The sequence below is a fragment of the Candidatus Rubrimentiphilum sp. genome, from assembly GCA_035710515.1.
In the GTDB taxonomy this organism is placed as follows: domain Bacteria; phylum Vulcanimicrobiota; class Vulcanimicrobiia; order Vulcanimicrobiales; family Vulcanimicrobiaceae; genus Rubrimentiphilum.
This window is the reverse complement of record DASTDE010000001.1, coordinates 305,987-322,800: the sequence shown is the minus strand read 5'-3', so window position 1 is coordinate 322,800 and position 16,814 is coordinate 305,987. Positions and strand designations below refer to the sequence as shown.

Genomic DNA, 16,814 nt, shown 5'->3' with positions numbered 1-16,814 from the left:
TGATCCAAACAATCCAGATCCCGGACCTACGCCAACGCCCTAAGGATCGTAGGAGGGGCGTTAGCCAACGCCCCTCCTTCATCGCTGCTGTCTTCGGCTCTCTTTATGGAAGCAATCCGCGTTTCGATGCTTCCGCTAAGAGCGCCGTGCGACGGTTCACGCCAAAAGATTCAAACACCAACCTCAAATGGTTTCGCACGGTAGATTCGCTGAGTTTAAGCCGCGTCGCGATTTCAGTCGTAGAGAATCCGCGGCAGATTTCCAAAAATACCTTCTCCTGCATCCGCGTCAGGTCAACGCCACCTTTAGTGACTTTCATCAAGTCTTGTCCAAGCCAGCTCGCGGTATAGTTCTTGAGTTTTTCGCGTGCGATTGCAAGAATCGAGCGATCGCGCGTAGCCTCATAGATGCGTAAGGCGGCTCGGCCAGCCCGCCAATCATATCCAACTCGGTCGAAGATCGCGAAACTGTCGCGAAGGGAACGTAGCCCTTGCTTGCGGTGATCCAGCGTGAGTTCAACGACTCCGTGGACATATTTCGCAATCGCCTGCAAACGTTCGTCGCCGGAAGCAAAATTGAGCAACGGATCACGTAAAGTGCCCGGAGATCCGAATTGAGCCAAATAGAAGGCTGCCTTTCCGCGATCGAGCGGCGCGAAAAGCTCGGCGAACAAGAGGAGCGCGATCCGCTCCTCACCGTCTCTGCTGCGCCAATCGACTCGCGCCGATACTTCTTCGGCTTCGGCAAGCTCTTGACGCGACCACGCCGACTCGCCAATGCATTTGGCGAGATACGCCCGATCCAAAAGCGCCATAGTTCTCCATGCATCGTCAGGCGCGGTCGAGGCGGCCGCCTTCAAGTACCGAAACCCGTTGAAGTGGTCCCCTTGGAGAGCACAGCTCCACGCCAGCGCCTTTTCCGTTTGAAAGCGGTTCTCTCGAAAATATTCGGGCCAGGATTCAGCTAGCTCTGACTCGATGACTGCTCGCGCGCTCGGAAGATGCATTTCGCGAGCGAGGCCTGCTAATGTGTGTGTGGCCCAGACGGCGAATTCCGGCGCCGGCTCTCGAGATTGATCTATGAAGTGGAGCAGCTCAGTTAGCGTCGCGGCCTGATCTTGATATCTTTGCCGCCGGCCTTCAATCAGACTCTGCAAGTCGAGGGCTCGCACTCGAGCCTTAAAGGTCCGAGGATTTGCAAGGTTAGAAAAACTGCCTTCGGCTCGCTCCAGGTCCCCGATTGCGACAGACTCTCGTGCCGACCAATACACGATTTCGGAAAGCAGGTCGCGGAGTTTGGCCGATTGCGCGAGCCGCTGCGCGGTCCGAAAATGCTCTTCAGCAAGATCGTGATCTTCCGAACGACCGTAGGCCATGCCGAGAAGCATGTGACGCTCTGCCTCAGCCGCCGGAGCACCTTTGGGTGCAGGGTGATCGATCAGGAATCTGATCGCAGCGGCAAATTCTTTCTTGGCATAGATACGCGCACGCCACAGCACAGCCTCATAGGGCAGGCGGGCAACAGCATTCGCGTCAAAAACGGCTGCCGCGATTCCGAACTCAGCCGATCCGTACGCTCGGCTCATCTCTTCCAGCCAATTGCGCGATCCTGAGAGTCGGCGAGACGGAACCTTAAGGGTCTTAGGTAGCACGAGGGTTGTTCCTTAGGCAAAAGCTACTAGTCATCTTCATCGGACGATCAAATGTTTTCAGCGCGTCGAAGGGTTGCGCCTTGACGGTAAGCCCGCTGAGCGAGCCGCAACGGTGATATCGCCCAGGTTACTAGCGCAGCAAGCGACAGTAGGGTACAATCTCATATATGCACGGCAAGGATAACGAAGGCGCGGCAGCAGCCATGCCGGACCTATCGCCTGAAGAGTACGGTTCGCTGCTCCAGGAGACGATCGGTTCCGTTGCTGAGGGCCAGCCCTCACGCGTCCAGCGTCTTGTCAGCTCTTCTAGCCCAGCGGCGAGAATCGAGAAACTGCAGACGTTGCGGGAGAAACTCGGCACCGATTAAACTTCGTTCCTGATTTTGTTTTGAACGTCCGGCGAAGTGCTAGCCGGGCGTTTTGCTTTGAGCGGCTGCTGCAGCGATCTTCAGAGCCGAGCGCGCCGCTGCGCTCCCCATGGCATATGCCAAGACCTGCGCTAACGCGCAAGCTACATTCTCCTGCTCCGGCGCAAAGTACGTTTCTTGTTTGCGTCGCACGCACAACATTCCCAATTTCTGATTCTCGTAGCGAATCGGCACCAAGAGAATCCCTTTGTAATCCTGATATTCATTATGAACAGGGACGAAGGCCGGTAACGCCTTCGCGTTCTTTTCATTCCACAGCCGTTGCTCGAGAAATGCTTGCCCTAAGCAACCCTCGCCGACCCGCCAAATCCGAGCGTGCACGGGCGCTTCGCCAATTTTCTTCGGATAGAGAACCTGTAAGCCGTTTTGGTCGTAATTCCAAACCGACAGCATGAAACCGTCGTCGCCCGGAGCGCTCAGCCACTCTGTTGCTTCACCCGCACGATCACGAATAAATCCGAAGATTCTATCCGGGGCGAGCACAGGATCGTCGACCAACCATCCAGCTAGCAGGTTGATAGACTCCGCCCAGTTCCGTAATAGCTCGGTCGCGCTCTCGGTCAACGCCCCGATGTTCTTAATCGTATCCTTGAGTTTGAACGTCGCGCCGGCAAAGCCGAACTCCTCGAGTCTGGGAAGCAAAAATCCTAACAATGCTAACGCGACCCAACCCAGAGCAACAAGATCAAACGCGGGGACATAACTCGCCGAGCCCTTGGTTTCGGTCCAGAATATGTGCGCTAGACTTCCGCCAACACCAACAAGAATCAGCAGCAATTGCATGCTGCGCATGGCGTCCTTGTCTGATACGTCGGCGCCGAAACGCGCAGCAAAAAAAGCATAAATTGCAACGGCAACCAGGAAAAAAATGAGGATCAGCGCCTCGATTTTCCAAAAACGAACCCACGAGAGCGACAGGCGCGTGGCCTGATCAAGGCGCGCATACTGCGCCGGCTCGGATGGCCCCAACAAGGCCGTGCTCCCAGAAGGCGCGGGAGCGTGTGCGACCTTGGAGGGATTTTTCGTCGTGCGATGTCCATTCGAAACGGGCGGTCTGTGCACGAGCACGTTTGGAGTCGATTGCGTGCTCGGAACCGCGCGGCTGGCATGGACTAAGATCTGAAGCTGATTGAGCTCCGCGTAGTTATACGCCGTACACAAAATAAATGCAGACAAACATATTACAAGCCAGCGCATCAGCTTGCTACCGGCCCTAGCAATATCGGAACGCTAGGATCATGCACCGAGCTCCTCAATAAGACCCCCGGCCCTCATAGCTAGGCCATCTGTCCTGGCCTGCGGCGCCGCAAAGCAACGGTCCTTCCGGCCTGAAACCGGGCCTTTCGTGGCCCTCAGAGGCCCGGGCTAGGTTATTTGTGCTAGTTCCTGCGCTTGCCTCGGCCGGGGAGTACGGTAGGCCCGGAGAAGGCCCGTTTTCGGGAGAGAAATCGGCCGGCGGGAGGCGACCCATATGAACCATTCAATCGCGGCAACTCCGTTCGTGGCCACAAGCCGTCACCAGGCCTCATTCTAGCTCGTTGGTGGGTCTTGATTCGCACATTGCTACGGTGGAGAGCATGGATGATATAAGAATCGCGTCGACGCTCCATACACTTGAAAAAGCGTTGTGCGACGCAGACGATGACGAGCGCTTCGTGAACTTTACGCTTGCCGTTATCAACGGTTCTCTATACTATTCGGAAAGCACGCCGGAAGAAAAACAATACGTAAACAGGATTGAGAACCTCATTTCCACCGCAGCATATCAACAAAAACATCTGTCCGATCTTGCCGCAACGCTTCGACAGCTGCGCGAGGAACTCAACTTTATCGCTGAGGGCATGCGGATGCGGCACTTCGGAGGATCTTTCGAGATAAACATGGATCAGCAAGTTCTTTTCTTGCTGGCCAAAATCGAGCAAGATCTGAAGGAATACGAATCGACATCGCTGAGCCGGAACAACACTCTGTCGAAGCTAAACGAACCCAAACCGCCGCCATTTCGGCTAAGCTAAGTCCGCGATAGAAATTTCCAGCGCACGCCAAACATCTTCCTTGACCAGCGGCCGCAATCCGATCGTAAACAGCACTTCCTTAAAGGCACTCGAAAAGGTGCGGAAGCCCTCACTTCTGACGCGGTCAACTCGGTATCTGCAAACCTCTGTGACGAGCCCCAATGGAATTGGGCCGATCGTTAGTCCCTTGCGATCGCAAATGGTTCCAAGACTATCGCCAATGAACTTGACGTTAAACATCGCCTGCCATGAAAGCCCGAGAACATCGTCGAGACTCATGTACTGCATCAGACGAACGACCAGCCTGAGTGCGATATTATCGAGTGTTGACTGGTCTCTAGCGACGTCCATTGACCCTCAAGACGCCATCCAGCGTGACAACTAAACCGCCGCACGCGACTGCTACAGCTTTCGCCAACGCTCGCTTTTCTTCGATCTCAGCGGAAAGCCAGAGTTCGGCCGCCTTTTTAACTAGTTCCCGGGCATGGTCAACCTTGGTTGTCCTGGCATCATCGGTTACTAACTGATTCTCAATCGCGGCGACCGTCGACCCCAAAGCGAGCTCGACGTCAGTGAGATCCGAAAGTCGCCACTGCAGGTCGCTCTTGGAAATCGCACCGCTTTCGAATGCTTCGAAGATTTTGCGCCGGCTGCGCTCCACCCCGCCCAATTCACGTTTGCGTGCGCTCAGCTTTGCCGCGAGACTCTTACGGCTCGGGCCCTGATTCTGGTTTGAAACATACCGTTCGAGTAAGGCGTCGTCTGCCGACAGACGCTGGAGCAGATCGACGAATTGTGCGTCGATTTTTGCGATCGGGTGGTGACGAGAACGCCCGTCGTGTTTCTCGAGGTGCGAGCAATGATAGTTGCGCCATGGACCCTTGCTTCGACTGGAGCCGGTATGGCCGGCCAGGGTGTAGCCGCATTCGCACTGGAGCGCGCCGCCGAGCGGATACTCGATCTTCTGCGTCCTGCGACGAACCTCGCGGCGGCGCTGCGCGCTCTGCCAGGTCGCGACGTCAACAATCGTCCCACGGTAGGCAGGCTTGATGACAAGTTGGCGAACACGATCGGCCGACCAGGCCTGTGGAACGGCGCGACCACCCTTTAGAATCATTGGCGGCGCTGTCGCCCGAATGCGTTTGGCTATCGTATAACTGCCATAGCCCTCCAATCGTAGATCATAGATTTGGCGAACCGTGTCGGCTTCAGGAAGATGCTCGACATAGCGTCCGTTGACATATTGCAAACCATAGGGAGGGCGATTGCTTAACGCAATCGCGGGGTCGGTTTTGTTCGCTTCGCGTCGGCGCGCATATTGCGCGTGCAGCTTGTCGCGGCGGACCTCGTTTTCGAGTCCTCCGATAAAAAACCGAAGAACCGGAAAAAGCAGCTCGCTCGCCCGGTCATACCCGACGTCACCATCTAGGCGGGTGTGGACAACTATCCCCAGCTTCCTGATGCGCAGAAAGCTTTCCATCGCCTCAAGCCCGTTACCGCGTCCCAGCCGTTCGAGGCGTATCATCAATATGCGTTGCGGCCGCGACTCCGCCGGAAGCTCTTCGAGTTCGACAATCATCCCCCCAGCGAGGGCTCGCGTTCCGTGTTTTCCGCTTGAGACGCCGGAAAACGTGCGCGTGATCGCCCAGTCGTTTCGCTCGGCGGTTTCCCGCGCCCAAGCCTCTTGATGCGGCAGCGTCTCGGCTTGCCCGGAATCCGAAACGACAAGTAACGCCCACGCCGTGGACGGTGCGAACTTCTTCTTCTTCGGCTGCTGCTTCATCTAGGAGACCCTCGGATTCCCGAGGATTGCCGTTTGCCAATCGGCAACTCCTACATATTGATGAATGTCAACGAGCGCCCTCTTGGAGGCTGAGGGCGCGAAGTCCGCCACGCAATTGGTGTACGAATATGCTGTCGCCGCTGGCCGAACGGTCTCCGCTCGAGAGCTCGTTACCGCGCTTCCGGAGAAAACGCGCTCGTCGATCACCTTCGCCCTGACCCGCCTTACCCGCGAAGGCAGCCTCAAACGCCTCGAACACGGCCGATACCGGGCTACGATCGGAACCGAACGAAACCCCTCAATCGAGCGCGAGGACGACCAATACCTAGCCGAGCTTTTCGAACGAATCCGGCCGCAATTGCAATTCGCGGACCTGGCCTTTCTGTACGAAATTGTGGCCGCGTCGCGGCGGCTCATACCGGAGACTTTTCGCGTGGCTCGAGTCCGGGCCAAGCCGGGCGAAACCTCGGCGCCGACTACACCCAGCGACTGACGCACGTTACTTGTCGTCACGACGCTTCGCCGATTTACGTTGGGCGGCGATCCGGTCCAGAACCGCCAAAACAGCCATCCCTTCAGCGTTATCAGCCAGCAGAAATGGCTGAGCCTCAGAGGCTTTTCCAGCTAAATGGAGGTCTGACTCAGTGGCTTTATGCTTGATGACCAACCATCCTAACCGCCGATAAGCATGGTTATCGCCGGTGAAGGTGGCCGTGTTCAAAGAGCACTGTGGCAATCTCCCATTAAGCCACTCCGTCTCTCAGAAATTGCTATTTGGCAATTATTTGTGCTTGATTTTCGCAGTAGAGAACCGGGGACCGATGTGGCAAACCAGCCCTAATGCCCAAATCCCTCGGCCGCGCGATCAAGTCCATGCGTGAGCAACGCAATCTGCAAGCCAAGACGCTAGCCCGCGCCGCGCACCTCAGCCAAGCCACGTTGACGCGCCTGGAAAAGGGCGAACGCGAAGGCATCAATCTAGTAACAGCCTGCCGGCTGGCGCAGGCTCTGGGTGTTTCTCTGGACGAGCTTGCCGCGAAGGCCGGCCTCTTGGATATCCCAAACGTCGTCTATGCCGACGTCGGCGGGCAGGGTGCTCAGGTCGCCCAAGCAGTGGACGCGGCTCAAAAACGCCTGAAGGCGGCTCTCAAAGATCTGGACCGCGCCGGCGCAAGCCTTAAGAAAAAGGTGTAGCGCAACGCGCGGGTACGATGGTCATTAGTGGCTATTTCGTGCTTGCGAATCGGCGGCGCGACCCACTAATTAACATTTGAAACTTAGGTCTCTCCAAATCCGACATCACTAAGCGTCAGGCTGGCGCAGATTGAGACCATAGTCTCGCGACACGGCGTCGCGACTACAGCCGGGCTCTCTACCTAGACAAGACTCCCGATGTCTATTTTGCCGACGCGCTAACGCGATAGTTTGGGTTGCAAAATGGTGCCTGGACAGGCATCCCCGGAAGATGTGGCGGAGGACTTTCGGCATACTTTTTGACGTCTGCAATTGGCTCGCTCGGAGGCGGCGGGATCGGTGTTTCTTGCCCAGGCCTGTTCGTCTGGCCCGGAGTCGGCGTCGGCCAGGCACAGTTCATTTCGCGAACGATATTGTATACCGCGCCCTCGATCGCGTTCCAAGCTTGAGCGTCGTCCGCCGGGATAACCGGAAGCACCGTACTGTTCGTTGCGGCCGACGTTAATAAAGCCTGCGACTGCGTCCCAAAGCCAGAATTCGTCGACGACGTCGATGAACTGGTCATCGATGACGGCCAGCTGCTTGGCAGCGGCGGCGTGGGCGAAGGAAAACTTGTCGTGGAAGACACCGTGAACGACTTCGACGGCGCGAAGGCTTCGTAGATTGCGACAAACGATAACAACGCCGTTACGAACGAAAAATAACGCGCCGTGTTTGTACTCGTCTTCCACTCTTGGCCAAATTGCGTATGGGACGACCAGATGTAAGCGTAGACAGGCGGCGGCGCCGGGGCAGCGCTAGGACTTGCAGACGGCTTAAGCGTTCCGTGATTTTTCGAAGGAACAAACTTTGCGAAATCAGCTTTCGGCGGTGACTTCTTCTTAAGAGCACAATCGGCATACAGCACGTTGACGCCGGCTTCTACTTTCGAGCGATATGTCGTAAAGGCGTCATGCAATCCCGATGCGAGTGCCACTACGGCAATAACGAGCGCGCCCTCCTTTGGGGCGTTGGGAAGTTGGCGGTCTGCCTCGCATTGGGTAACGAAATCGTCCGTAGTCCACGTCGGCTCGGCAACCAGCCTCGCGTCGTCTGCCAAATAATAATTTTGAAGCTGATCGGTCAGCGTTGCTACGAGTCTTCCTCGCGTTCCCTGATCCGCTGCCAATCCGATCATAAAAATGACTCGTTCTTTTGCGTTACAAGCCGCAAGTGGATCGCCCAAGATTGGCGCTGGGTTGACGGCAAGGCAGTATGGGATGATGCTCGGGGGCTTGCTGGGTTTGGGCGCAGGCGTTAATACCAGTATGGGAGTCGGCGACTCCGTCTGCGCCGCTCCCTGCGCAACTGCGGCGGGCGACATGCCGCTCCACGTCGTCACCAAAATGGCAATAAGACCGACGGATAAGAAAACGCGCGCCTTCACTACACCCTCCGATACGTTCCGCAGAACTAAGCCCTGGGAGCAGCCCTATCGTAGACCTAACGGAACAAAAACTCCAGCCTATTAGGCAAAAAGGCCCACACCCGAGTTTTCAAAAGAAAAGCCGGCGGCGACTGCTGAAAGTTCCACCTAAGGTTTGAGAAATTACGCTTAACCGTGAGAAGTACACCTAGTGCAGGGAAATAGGTGCGCGCGCGTGCTTGGGACCCACGGCCGCGTAAAGACCCGGTTTACACTTAATTCGTTAGTTGACAAAGGCGTTGATCAGGGATAGACTCCGCTAATCAATCATTTCTAAATCAAGAGGCCGGTAACGATGAAAGTACATTCGATCCGGCGCGAGATCCAGATTCTGCGCGTCTATACACTAGTGTCCACGGTCGCAGCCGGCGCATTTTTGCTCGGCGCCGTGCACGAATCCAAGAACGCCTCGTTCGATACCGTCACCCTCCACCAGATCAACGTCGTCGATCGCGAGGGCAAATTGGCGATGGTCATCACCAACCACGACAACGCTCCTGATGCCATCATCAACGGAAAGCACGTCAGGCGGAGCGACGCTGGCGATGACAACGAGATCGTGTTTTACAACGAACTCGGGAACGAACAGGGCGCGCTCGCATGGAACGGACGCATTAAAAAGGACGGAAGTTTTCAATCCGGCAACGTCCTGTCGTACGACTCCGTCAAGTCCGACCAGTTGCTGCAGGTCGACGCCTTCAACGACAATGGCCACCAGAGCGCCTATATGATCGGCTGGAACGAGCCCGACAACAGCACCTCGGAAGCTCAGGCCTTTAGCCAGGAATGGCATGCCGCTAAAACCGACGCACAGAAGCGAGCCGTGCACGCGAAATATCCAAACCAGCGAATCTACGAACGTTTCTTCTTCGGTAACGATGGCACTCAGTCAAGGGTGATGCTGCACGACGCGAAGGGCCGGCCACGCATCAACATGTTCGTAACGAACGACGGACAGGCGGAGCTACAGTTCTTGGATGCGGACGGCAAAGTTACGTACCAACTCCCTCAATAAGCCCCAACCCGCAAAGCCCTGTCCTTCGGCCGGGAGTCTTTTCGAAACAGCAAGCGAAGCTGATGCAACATGGACCTAGTGCAAGCGGCAGTGATCTACGCATCGACAATTCTAGCAAAACGGAGTACCCTGCGAACACTGTATTACGATTCCCTAAATAGTTGGCAGGAATCGGAAATACTGGGAAAGCGCCGTGATGCACTTTACGTCCATCGGCCTGATGGCTCCGATGTGGTCCGACCAGGCCACGAAGCGGAAGAGCGATATGTGACCGAGTCGTCGACAATTGAATTGTCGGTATCGCAAGATGCCGCGAACGCCTTCGTGCTAATTGTTGACTATTCACTGGAACGGTTCGCGGAGGAAGCTGACCTCGATTCTAAAGATTGTCGAAAACTCGGCGTCGAGACGTACGGTGGCGTCAAACTCAATGACGCGATCTACGCTCTGGCAAACCACGCGCGCCATCTTCACAGTTGGAGGAAGGACCCGAAAAATATACATGCGATCAACCGGGACACCCTGAAGCAGCTCGGCATCGACCCGTTGGACGATCACGCCGCCTGTCGTTTCCTGCATAATGTGGCAATACCATCATATCTAGACCTCGAAGCGTCGCTTATCATTACGGCGCACGAAGCACTTGCCGGCACCGGGCAGCAACTGGCCTTCACTCATCGTGGCGTAGATGCTGTTCCAATCTCCATGCCGCCTATTGTGCCGTCCCGCACCTAATTCATCGAGAGATGTCCCATGACGTCGTCGGATTGCTCGTAAGCTTCCGGCGCTTGTTTTGATCACTCTCGAAAAACCGCGAACAGAACTCGCCACTCCACCAAAGCAGCCTAGTTGCTTTCGCAGCCCGTCCTTCCTGAGCGACGGGACTGTTGATTGCATAATGATAGCAATTTATGCTACCATACCCCTATGGGCGCTACGTTCAATATCCGCGATATCCCCGACGACATTGCTACTTCAATACAAGCAGCAGCAGCAGCAGCCGGTGCGCGGTCTCGTGAAGCATATCTGCGTGACCTCCTCGGAAGAGTTTTCGGTCCGAACGAATCGCTCGTAGCCGCGGTCTCAGCGCGTGCGCGGGCGGCGGTATTACACTTTGAGGACTTAGGACGTTTTCGGGTTTTACAGCCGGCTCCCACGATTTCGAGGATCGCTCGCGCGCTCGGGCACGAGGATCCGAGCGTCCTTGAAGCCGAGTTGCGCGGTGACCGGCCCCTTTCATTCTCTGACGGAGATCGGCTCTGCGATTTGCTGAGTTTGGATGCCGAGTGGCTTGAGTCGGGCGGGCACGATCAACCGCGTTTTCGGACGCGCGCCCAATATCACGACTGTCGTTTGCTACTGCGAGCGTTTTTGGAGGCAGGCGTGAACTATGATGAGCTCTACTTCACGCTTTCTGACGGCGAAGGCAGCGAGGGATCTATTATTGGACACACCGCGAGTGAAGATCCCGCCATTGGCTGGCGCTATGATCTCCTCGTCGCCGGCATACCCATACACAACAGCGTAGGGGCAACTGGAGCAAGGCAACGACGAGACTTCGCTGACTTGATGATCGCGCTGTACGATGAACGCCTTTTTCCTGATTCGCCGACATGCATAGGCCGTTTGGTGCCTCATTCGCAGTATCTGGCGATGCTCTCAGGGTACGTGCACCCAGCAACGCTCACGAACACTTATGCGCTTGGTAATGCGCAGCCGATGGCACGGCAGTCAGATTGGCACGAAGATTTCTGCGAATTCGACAGCGTTGAAAGACACACACGAAGTTACAGCGCGGGACATTCAGCTCTTTTAGAGGATCTAAAGGTGGACGGCATCACCTCGACCGACCGTTACCAAGAAGCAGTTAGAAAGAGGCTCGCGTCTTGGAAAGTGCAAGGCGCCTTGTAATCGGTGGGCAGCTGGCCCTCGCTCAGTATGACATGGTGAGCCTTGACGCGGTGGTCTTCGTGCTTCTGCGGCTCGCTGCCGAAGCAATCATCGATGAGCAAGCGAATCCTAAGTGTCGCACGGAAAGCGAGAAGACATCGAACACAAGCGCGTAGGGCGGGCATCGCGCGCCGAGCGACGCGCTCGAGCACCTAGCGTTATCGAAATCGAACGTGCCCTGGGTAACGCCAGACATTACCTCGACCTATTGCGCACCCATGAGGCTGCGGCGCAGACGGCCGATTCACGCAGTGACGCAGCGCAATTGCAGGAATCAAAGAATGCATTCTTTCGTGACCTAGAGGCGTGCCTGAACGCGGGCAGGACAGCTCGAAACTATCTCTATGCGGCGGCGGAGCCGGCCGGCGCTCGCGCATGGCTTGACGAGCGCCTGGCCGCACCGCTCTATAAGTTTCATGCCGACGTCGCTGGTACCGATTTCCATGATCGGGCAATTAGCTTAAGCAATAGCTTTGGCGTAGAAATTCACATGGGGAGCGGCTCGGCGCAATTCGAGATGATCAATATGCCGGACGGCGCCATCGGGGTGAAGGGACTAACTAAAAACGTTTCGGTCATACCGCGCCGCTTTATTTACAATAGACCAGATTTGGGGCCTAAGCTGGATGCCGAACTCGAGAAGATCAACCCGAAGCCCGAACCGATCGTCGAGTTGCTGCAAATTTTCCTTACTGGACTGCAGCAGATACTAAAGAATGCCGTTCGCAACAATCGTTTCTAAATTCAACGCTTCCGCGGGTCCGCTCAGACTAGACTCTTCTTTGCGCAGGGCTCCTTTTGTCAGAACCCCAAATGCGAAGCTGGTCAGCATCGGCTGCAAAAATTGCGCAGCGCGGAGTCCAAGAAGGTTGGGTCATCCTGATAGTAACCGATTGTGAGGCTTTGAGCGGGCCCACGACGTCGGGTGTGAGCGATCTCCGATCGCACGCCGCGAACCCGCGCCCGCCTCTTCCTTCACGCAGCATCGCCACCTTTGCCGCCGGGACGCCCGCATCTCCGGGACCCGCAAAAGCACCCAGCTCCCCCTGAATCTATACCGAATTTAACCAAAGTTATCGATGCATGCGCGATTTTCGAACTTCGCTAACTTCTGCATACTTTTAGCCGCAGGAAGGTGCCAGAACAGCGCTCGTTGGCTGAGGGACAATCTGACAACGCGAGTCAAAAAGAGCTGCGGCCGGCATCAGCCCATTGCGATCACTGCCATCGCACCAAGGAAAATACTTTGTCGATGCCGACGATAAAGCGGACTTTAGTCTCATCGTCAACGTCGCTCAGACATGATGATCTGGTGATATACTTTTAGCCATGGCTTCAGACTCGCAAATACCCAAGCAGTCGATCACCTTCGAGGTGACTGTTAACAAGGGTAACCGAATCACGATACCAAGCCGCGCCGCCACGCTATTGGCGATACGCGAAGGCGCTGTTATTGTCTTGGAAATCAACGACGGCTCTGCGACGCTTCGGCCGGTCTTAAAGTCGTATGCGAGCATCGGTAAAGGCAGCTACGGTGACGCAAACCGCTACGTCGGCCAGGAACGTTCAGATTGGGAGTAGACGTCTGGCGTGCCGTTCGTAGATTTCCGCCCGTCTTCGGCGCCTTGCTGCTGGCAATTGCTGCGTGTTCAGCTCCGGTGGACAATCCTAACGGGTCCTCTGAGTTAGAAATGTCCCGACAGGTCAAGCCGTCCGTGTCAGCGGCGAAGATTGCCGGGAACCCGCTGAAGTATGTCGGCGTTGTCGTGAAGCTGAGGTGCACCATTGTCGACGTCCCTAGCGCTGACTTCGCAAACGCGACGTGCGGACCAAAGGATCCCGATTTTAGCGTTCCGTCGACTGCGAATGTGGACTATACGGATCCGGACTCCATCGCTAAGTACGAGCAAAGGCAAGAAGCTGCGTTCGCCAAGAGCGCCGAAGCGCTGAAGGAACAAGGATCCCTGGTTCTCGAGGGCGAGGTTGCCACGTTTGATGCAAATCAAGTCATCACACTCATTGGTACTGTCGTGCAACCCATGAACGGGAAGAACCGAATGGGAGTGGAGCAAGACTTCCCCGCCGTCCGAATCGACTATGTCATTACGCCGAACAGCCCTAGTACGATACAAGCGAGAGTTCATGCTCAGACGTCGTGCGTCAGGCGCTTTGAGTTGCGAATGGACGTCTTGCCAATGCGCGGCCACCCATTGACCGACAACGACATCTCGAGTTTTCTGGACAGAGTCTTTGATGGTATAGAGCGCTGCGACGTTGATAACGGCTTCGCGTTCATGCCATCGGATGAGATCAGCAAAATAGGTAGTGGAGAGCTTTATCCGGTGACAAAGGCGGCACCGACCGCTTTGCCAAGTGCCCCTCCAAAAACGAGCCCTCTGTCGTCGCGCATCGCTTATCAAGCGAAATGTGTGAAGTATATGTCCGACTACTATCCATGGTTTGTTAAACATAACGCTAAGAACGCGCAACAACACTGGTCAGGGCTGGCGGCGGACCTTTTCAATTCCCTTGAAGACTGCGATGACCTGAGCGGATTGGGCAGCGTTGATTCTGACCGTATGATACGGTGGGCAAAGAAGGCGCTGAGATAAATAATATCCACTGAACCAGCACGAGCTAAGGGTAGGGTGCCACAGAATGAAGCACGTCATCGCGAGCAATGTCCGTCGCGCACATCTGGGCGGGACTCAGCCAAAGTGGTTTGTCGATGCCGATAACAAAGTATACGTCGTGAAGGCACCGGCCGATCCTGCCGGCGCCGCTCATGGCGGCACGAACAGCAAGGAGCTGTTTAACGAGCTTTTCGCCTGTGCCCTGGCAGATCGCATAGGGCTTCGTGTCCCCGAACACGCGCTCGTTGAAATAAGTGACAATGCAAATGCCGGCCTTCCGCGAGGTCGCCACTTTGGCTCTGTTTTTTTGGCAGACTATCGGCCGCTTCCAGACGGCTCTCATATCGTCTCGACCCTGGATGACTACGACGCGCGCGATCTGTACTTGCTCTTAGCGTTTGACGAGCTGCTGCGGAATCCGGATCGGAAAGCTGGTGATATTCTAGTCCCAGATTCAGCGAATGTCAGTCGCCCGGTCAAATTCCTCGCCATCGATCACGCAAATGCGTTTACCGGCAGTCATTGGGATGCGGCCCATGTCGCCGCGAATCGCACCGGTAACTCAGGCTACAACGACCCCTGGCTATTTTGGGGGCTCAGTAATACGAAGTTGGCGATGCAAGCGGCGGAGCGGGTCTCGAAATCAAGTAGTGAGTTCGCGGCCATCGTCGCTGATGTTGCTGCCTGTTCCGGCGTCGACGCCGCCGAGCAACGTGCGATTGCGGATTTTCTGAAGGCGAGAGCGCATAATTTAGAACGTTGGACCTTGAAGGCGCTGGAGATAGCCCGCAAGGATTGAGGCCGACGGACAGTAGATTTGCGCCAGGTCTCTCCGTCATTTCCCGCGCATGATATCAATCTGTAGTTGAATGTCATCATCCAAACGCCTGGCCGCCTCGGCAAAAATTCCTCGAAGCGCTGCGGTCTGCCGCATGAAAGCATCATATTTTCTCAACGCCGTATGCTCATCTACTTCCTCGCGGAGCGATTCTAATCGTTTGCGCCAAGCTACAACAGGATCTGATTTTACTTTCCACGGAAATGTTTCGATAAACCATTGAACGAGTTCAAAATGATTCTTCGCTGCGTAATCTCGGCTTGACGCGAATTTCCGCCCTTCTTCTGAGAACGCCAGATGCCACGCTTGAACGGAAATAATTTCCTCGTCGCGTGAGTGTGCATTGGGATTGTTTTCGACCCAGAACTCAAGCGTGCCATCAAAATCGTCAATTGTTGCCTCCATGTCCGATGCGAGGTCTTCAATCATACGTTTTTCGAACGCGTCGGCGACCTCTGAGAGTCGGACATAGGCGCTTTCTAGAGGAGACGCGCTAAATAGTTCCCTCGAGGAGCCGATGTATTTCCGAGCACGATGCGAAACCGAATCATCGCTACCGTGCGACTGTACTCGTGGCTTGTATTCTCGTAGGAGCATGCACGCGTTCTTGGCATAGAAGATTGCCAAGGAGTGTAGGATGCCCTCGTGCCGGACGCCACGATGATATGCTGTATTTCTGAATGCATGCAGCGTTCGAAGACTTTGTGCCGATGCTTCCGACAGAAGCCCCAAGGAGCTTGCCAGCGCAACTTTCGCCTTGAAATCATTGTTCAGTGCTCGCTCAACCGCTTGTTCATCAAACTGCGGAGACTCCTTGTAATAGCGGTACACCTTGTTTTCCTGATCCATGTCTTCTGCAAATTTGTGTAAGGTGAGCTCAACAACATTGTCTATAAGGAGCAAGGCGAATCTGTCAAAATTGCGATCCGATACGGCAATTTGGTCCAGCGCCAAGTCTACTTGGTCGATAGCGTCAGCGAAGAATTGAAACGTTGTTACCATAAGGCGTCAGCGCGATCACCATCTACGCGGGTCACTAGAAACGCCCTATGTCTTGGCATGTTTCGTGGTCCACCGGCGGAACGAGCGAACCCGGTGGACGAGGGGTTCCCGTTTAGTCATCGTGACCATCTAACAAGAACTGGTCGAAGCCACTCAAATGCCGCTGCTGCCGCCGTGCCCAGTAACCCGCCAACCAGCACGAGAAGAATATCCCGGAATTGTTCGGCATCGACGTCGCGCCAAGAAACAACGACGTCGCTGCTTCCATTTGCGATCACGCGATTGTCGCGCATAACACCGCTGGCGTGAACGTCATGTTGCTGCGAAAACCGCGAGATGTCGAACAACACCTCTTGAGACCGCGCTGGACGAAATTGATGAAACGCTGGCGCGCCAAGCTCATCAATGCTCACACGTAGTTCTCGTTCCGTGAAGGTCTTGTGAAAGGGCGGGATGTTAAAGGAGCAGATTATGTAGCCGTTCTTACTTACTAGAAATGCAGAGCGATACAGCTGTGTTTCGACGCCGTTCTTGTCATTTGGCCCATTAGCGGCGCCTTCGTGCGTAACAGTGCTCTCATCCATGCATTGGATGTCTCGTACGCCCGATATAAAAACGGCAATTGGCTTACGCACGAGCGATCGGCCTGCAAAATATGCGCGTAGTTCCACCAGGACGTCAGAGCCTGGCAAATCTGAAAGAAATGCTCCCTGAGGCATGTTCATGTAGACATCGCCAGCGCGCAACTGACCCAAACCAAGGAGCGTGACGACAACGCCTCTGTAGGTCGTAGGGTCGGCATACTCATGGTGCGTCAAGACCTGAGTAATAGCAGCCGAG

General features: G+C 55.5%; 19 protein-coding genes. 11 read left to right on the top strand and 8 right to left on the bottom strand.

The window, feature by feature from the left end; genetic code table 11:
• Positions 1 to 103 precede the first annotated feature (103 nt).
• Complete coding sequence (locus VFO29_01655; GenBank protein ID HET9392217.1) at positions 104 to 673, bottom strand: LuxR C-terminal-related transcriptional regulator; 570 nt, start codon at positions 671 to 673, stop codon at positions 104 to 106.
• Between the two features lie 630 nt (positions 674 to 1,303).
• Here VFO29_01655 and VFO29_01650 point away from each other — a divergent pair.
• Together VFO29_01650 and VFO29_01645 are read left to right on the top strand one after the other, a co-directional pair.
• A complete protein-coding gene (locus tag VFO29_01650) occupies positions 1,304 to 1,612 on the top strand; it encodes a hypothetical protein (GenBank protein ID HET9392216.1) in 309 nt (102 codons plus the stop codon).
• Positions 1,613 to 1,818: 206 nt separating this feature from the next.
• Positions 1,819 to 2,019, top strand: coding sequence for a hypothetical protein (locus VFO29_01645; protein HET9392215.1), 201 nt, complete (start codon positions 1,819 to 1,821; stop codon positions 2,017 to 2,019).
• A gap of 39 nt (positions 2,020 to 2,058) precedes the next feature.
• On the opposite strand, the gene VFO29_01640 is transcribed toward VFO29_01645, so the two are convergent.
• Positions 2,059 to 3,276: a GAF domain-containing protein gene (locus VFO29_01640; protein HET9392214.1), complete on the bottom strand. Its 1,218-nt coding sequence runs from the start codon at positions 3,274 to 3,276 to the stop codon at positions 2,059 to 2,061.
• A 371-nt stretch (positions 3,277 to 3,647) separates the two neighbouring features.
• Between VFO29_01640 and VFO29_01635 the strand changes: the two genes are divergently transcribed.
• Positions 3,648 to 4,094 (top strand): hypothetical protein, encoded by a 447-nt coding sequence (locus VFO29_01635; protein ID HET9392213.1) that lies wholly within the window; start codon positions 3,648 to 3,650, stop codon positions 4,092 to 4,094.
• On the opposite strand, the gene VFO29_01630 is transcribed toward VFO29_01635, so the two are convergent.
• Positions 4,086 to 4,445 (bottom strand): hypothetical protein, encoded by a 360-nt coding sequence (locus VFO29_01630; protein HET9392212.1) that lies wholly within the window; start codon positions 4,443 to 4,445, stop codon positions 4,086 to 4,088. The genes VFO29_01635 and VFO29_01630 overlap by 9 nt on opposite strands.
• Positions 4,432 to 5,877, bottom strand: a complete 1,446-nt coding sequence (locus VFO29_01625; GenBank protein ID HET9392211.1) for a recombinase family protein — start codon at positions 5,875 to 5,877, stop codon at positions 4,432 to 4,434. Before VFO29_01625 ends, VFO29_01630 begins: the two co-directional genes overlap by 14 nt.
• Before the next feature lie 64 nt (positions 5,878 to 5,941).
• Here VFO29_01625 and VFO29_01620 point away from each other — a divergent pair, with 64 nt between their 5' ends.
• Positions 5,942 to 6,370 carry a hypothetical protein gene (locus VFO29_01620; GenBank protein ID HET9392210.1) on the top strand — a complete coding sequence of 143 codons (429 nt, stop codon included), beginning with the start codon at positions 5,942 to 5,944 and terminating at the stop codon, positions 6,368 to 6,370.
• A gap of 6 nt (positions 6,371 to 6,376) precedes the next feature.
• Here the strand turns inward: VFO29_01620 and VFO29_01615 are convergent, their stop codons facing one another.
• Positions 6,377 to 6,598 (bottom strand): hypothetical protein, encoded by a 222-nt coding sequence (locus tag VFO29_01615; GenBank protein HET9392209.1) that lies wholly within the window; start codon positions 6,596 to 6,598, stop codon positions 6,377 to 6,379.
• 119 nt (positions 6,599 to 6,717) lie between these two features.
• On the opposite strand from VFO29_01615, the gene VFO29_01610 reads away from it, so the two are divergent.
• Entirely contained in the window at positions 6,718 to 7,071 is a 354-nt protein-coding gene (locus VFO29_01610) for a helix-turn-helix transcriptional regulator (protein HET9392208.1), read from the top strand.
• Between the two features lie 218 nt (positions 7,072 to 7,289).
• Here VFO29_01610 and VFO29_01605 read toward each other — a convergent pair whose 3' ends face one another.
• Positions 7,290 to 7,802 carry a hypothetical protein gene (locus tag VFO29_01605; GenBank protein HET9392207.1) on the bottom strand — a complete coding sequence of 171 codons (513 nt, stop codon included), beginning with the start codon at positions 7,800 to 7,802 and terminating at the stop codon, positions 7,290 to 7,292.
• A gap of 1,029 nt (positions 7,803 to 8,831) precedes the next feature.
• Here VFO29_01605 and VFO29_01600 point away from each other — a divergent pair.
• From VFO29_01600 to VFO29_01575, 6 genes are all read left to right on the top strand, one after another.
• A complete protein-coding gene (locus VFO29_01600; GenBank protein ID HET9392206.1) occupies positions 8,832 to 9,551 on the top strand; it encodes a hypothetical protein in 720 nt (239 codons plus the stop codon).
• Positions 9,552 to 9,620: 69 nt separating this feature from the next.
• Positions 9,621 to 10,286 carry a hypothetical protein gene (locus VFO29_01595; protein ID HET9392205.1) on the top strand — a complete coding sequence of 222 codons (666 nt, stop codon included), beginning with the start codon at positions 9,621 to 9,623 and terminating at the stop codon, positions 10,284 to 10,286.
• A 192-nt stretch (positions 10,287 to 10,478) separates the two neighbouring features.
• On the top strand, positions 10,479 to 11,462 hold the full coding sequence (locus tag VFO29_01590) for a hypothetical protein (protein ID HET9392204.1): 984 nt from the start codon (positions 10,479 to 10,481) through the stop codon (positions 11,460 to 11,462).
• Between the two features lie 112 nt (positions 11,463 to 11,574).
• A complete protein-coding gene (locus tag VFO29_01585) occupies positions 11,575 to 12,243 on the top strand; it encodes a hypothetical protein (protein ID HET9392203.1) in 669 nt (222 codons plus the stop codon).
• Between the two features lie 829 nt (positions 12,244 to 13,072).
• Entirely contained in the window at positions 13,073 to 14,113 is a 1,041-nt protein-coding gene (locus tag VFO29_01580) for a hypothetical protein (protein HET9392202.1), read from the top strand.
• Positions 14,114 to 14,159: 46 nt separating this feature from the next.
• Entirely contained in the window at positions 14,160 to 14,933 is a 774-nt protein-coding gene (locus VFO29_01575) for a HipA family kinase (protein HET9392201.1), read from the top strand.
• A gap of 36 nt (positions 14,934 to 14,969) precedes the next feature.
• On the opposite strand, the gene VFO29_01570 is transcribed toward VFO29_01575, so the two are convergent.
• Positions 14,970 to 15,926 carry a hypothetical protein gene (locus tag VFO29_01570; protein ID HET9392200.1) on the bottom strand — a complete coding sequence of 319 codons (957 nt, stop codon included), beginning with the start codon at positions 15,924 to 15,926 and terminating at the stop codon, positions 14,970 to 14,972.
• A gap of 164 nt (positions 15,927 to 16,090) precedes the next feature.
• Positions 16,091 to 16,792 (bottom strand): hypothetical protein, encoded by a 702-nt coding sequence (locus tag VFO29_01565; GenBank protein ID HET9392199.1) that lies wholly within the window; start codon positions 16,790 to 16,792, stop codon positions 16,091 to 16,093.
• Positions 16,793 to 16,814: the final 22 nt, after the last annotated feature.

Bases quoted from the DNA above. Each gene is read 5' to 3' on its own strand.
- VFO29_01590 (HET9392204.1), top strand. From the start codon at position 10,479: ATGGGCGCTACGTTCAATATCCGCGATATCCCCGACGACATTGCTACT.
- VFO29_01630 (HET9392212.1), bottom strand. From the start codon at position 4,445: ATGGACGTCGCTAGAGACCAGTCAACACTCGATAATATCGCACTCAGG.
- VFO29_01625 (HET9392211.1), bottom strand. From the start codon at position 5,877: ATGAAGCAGCAGCCGAAGAAGAAGAAGTTCGCACCGTCCACGGCGTGG.
- VFO29_01600 (HET9392206.1), top strand. From the start codon at position 8,832: ATGAAAGTACATTCGATCCGGCGCGAGATCCAGATTCTGCGCGTCTAT.
- VFO29_01640 (HET9392214.1), bottom strand. From the start codon at position 3,276: ATGCGCTGGCTTGTAATATGTTTGTCTGCATTTATTTTGTGTACGGCG.
- VFO29_01595 (HET9392205.1), top strand. From the start codon at position 9,621: ATGGACCTAGTGCAAGCGGCAGTGATCTACGCATCGACAATTCTAGCA.
- VFO29_01575 (HET9392201.1), top strand. From the start codon at position 14,160: ATGAAGCACGTCATCGCGAGCAATGTCCGTCGCGCACATCTGGGCGGG.
- VFO29_01610 (HET9392208.1), top strand. From the start codon at position 6,718: ATGCCCAAATCCCTCGGCCGCGCGATCAAGTCCATGCGTGAGCAACGC.
- VFO29_01620 (HET9392210.1), top strand. From the start codon at position 5,942: ATGTCAACGAGCGCCCTCTTGGAGGCTGAGGGCGCGAAGTCCGCCACG.
- VFO29_01645 (HET9392215.1), top strand. From the start codon at position 1,819: ATGCACGGCAAGGATAACGAAGGCGCGGCAGCAGCCATGCCGGACCTA.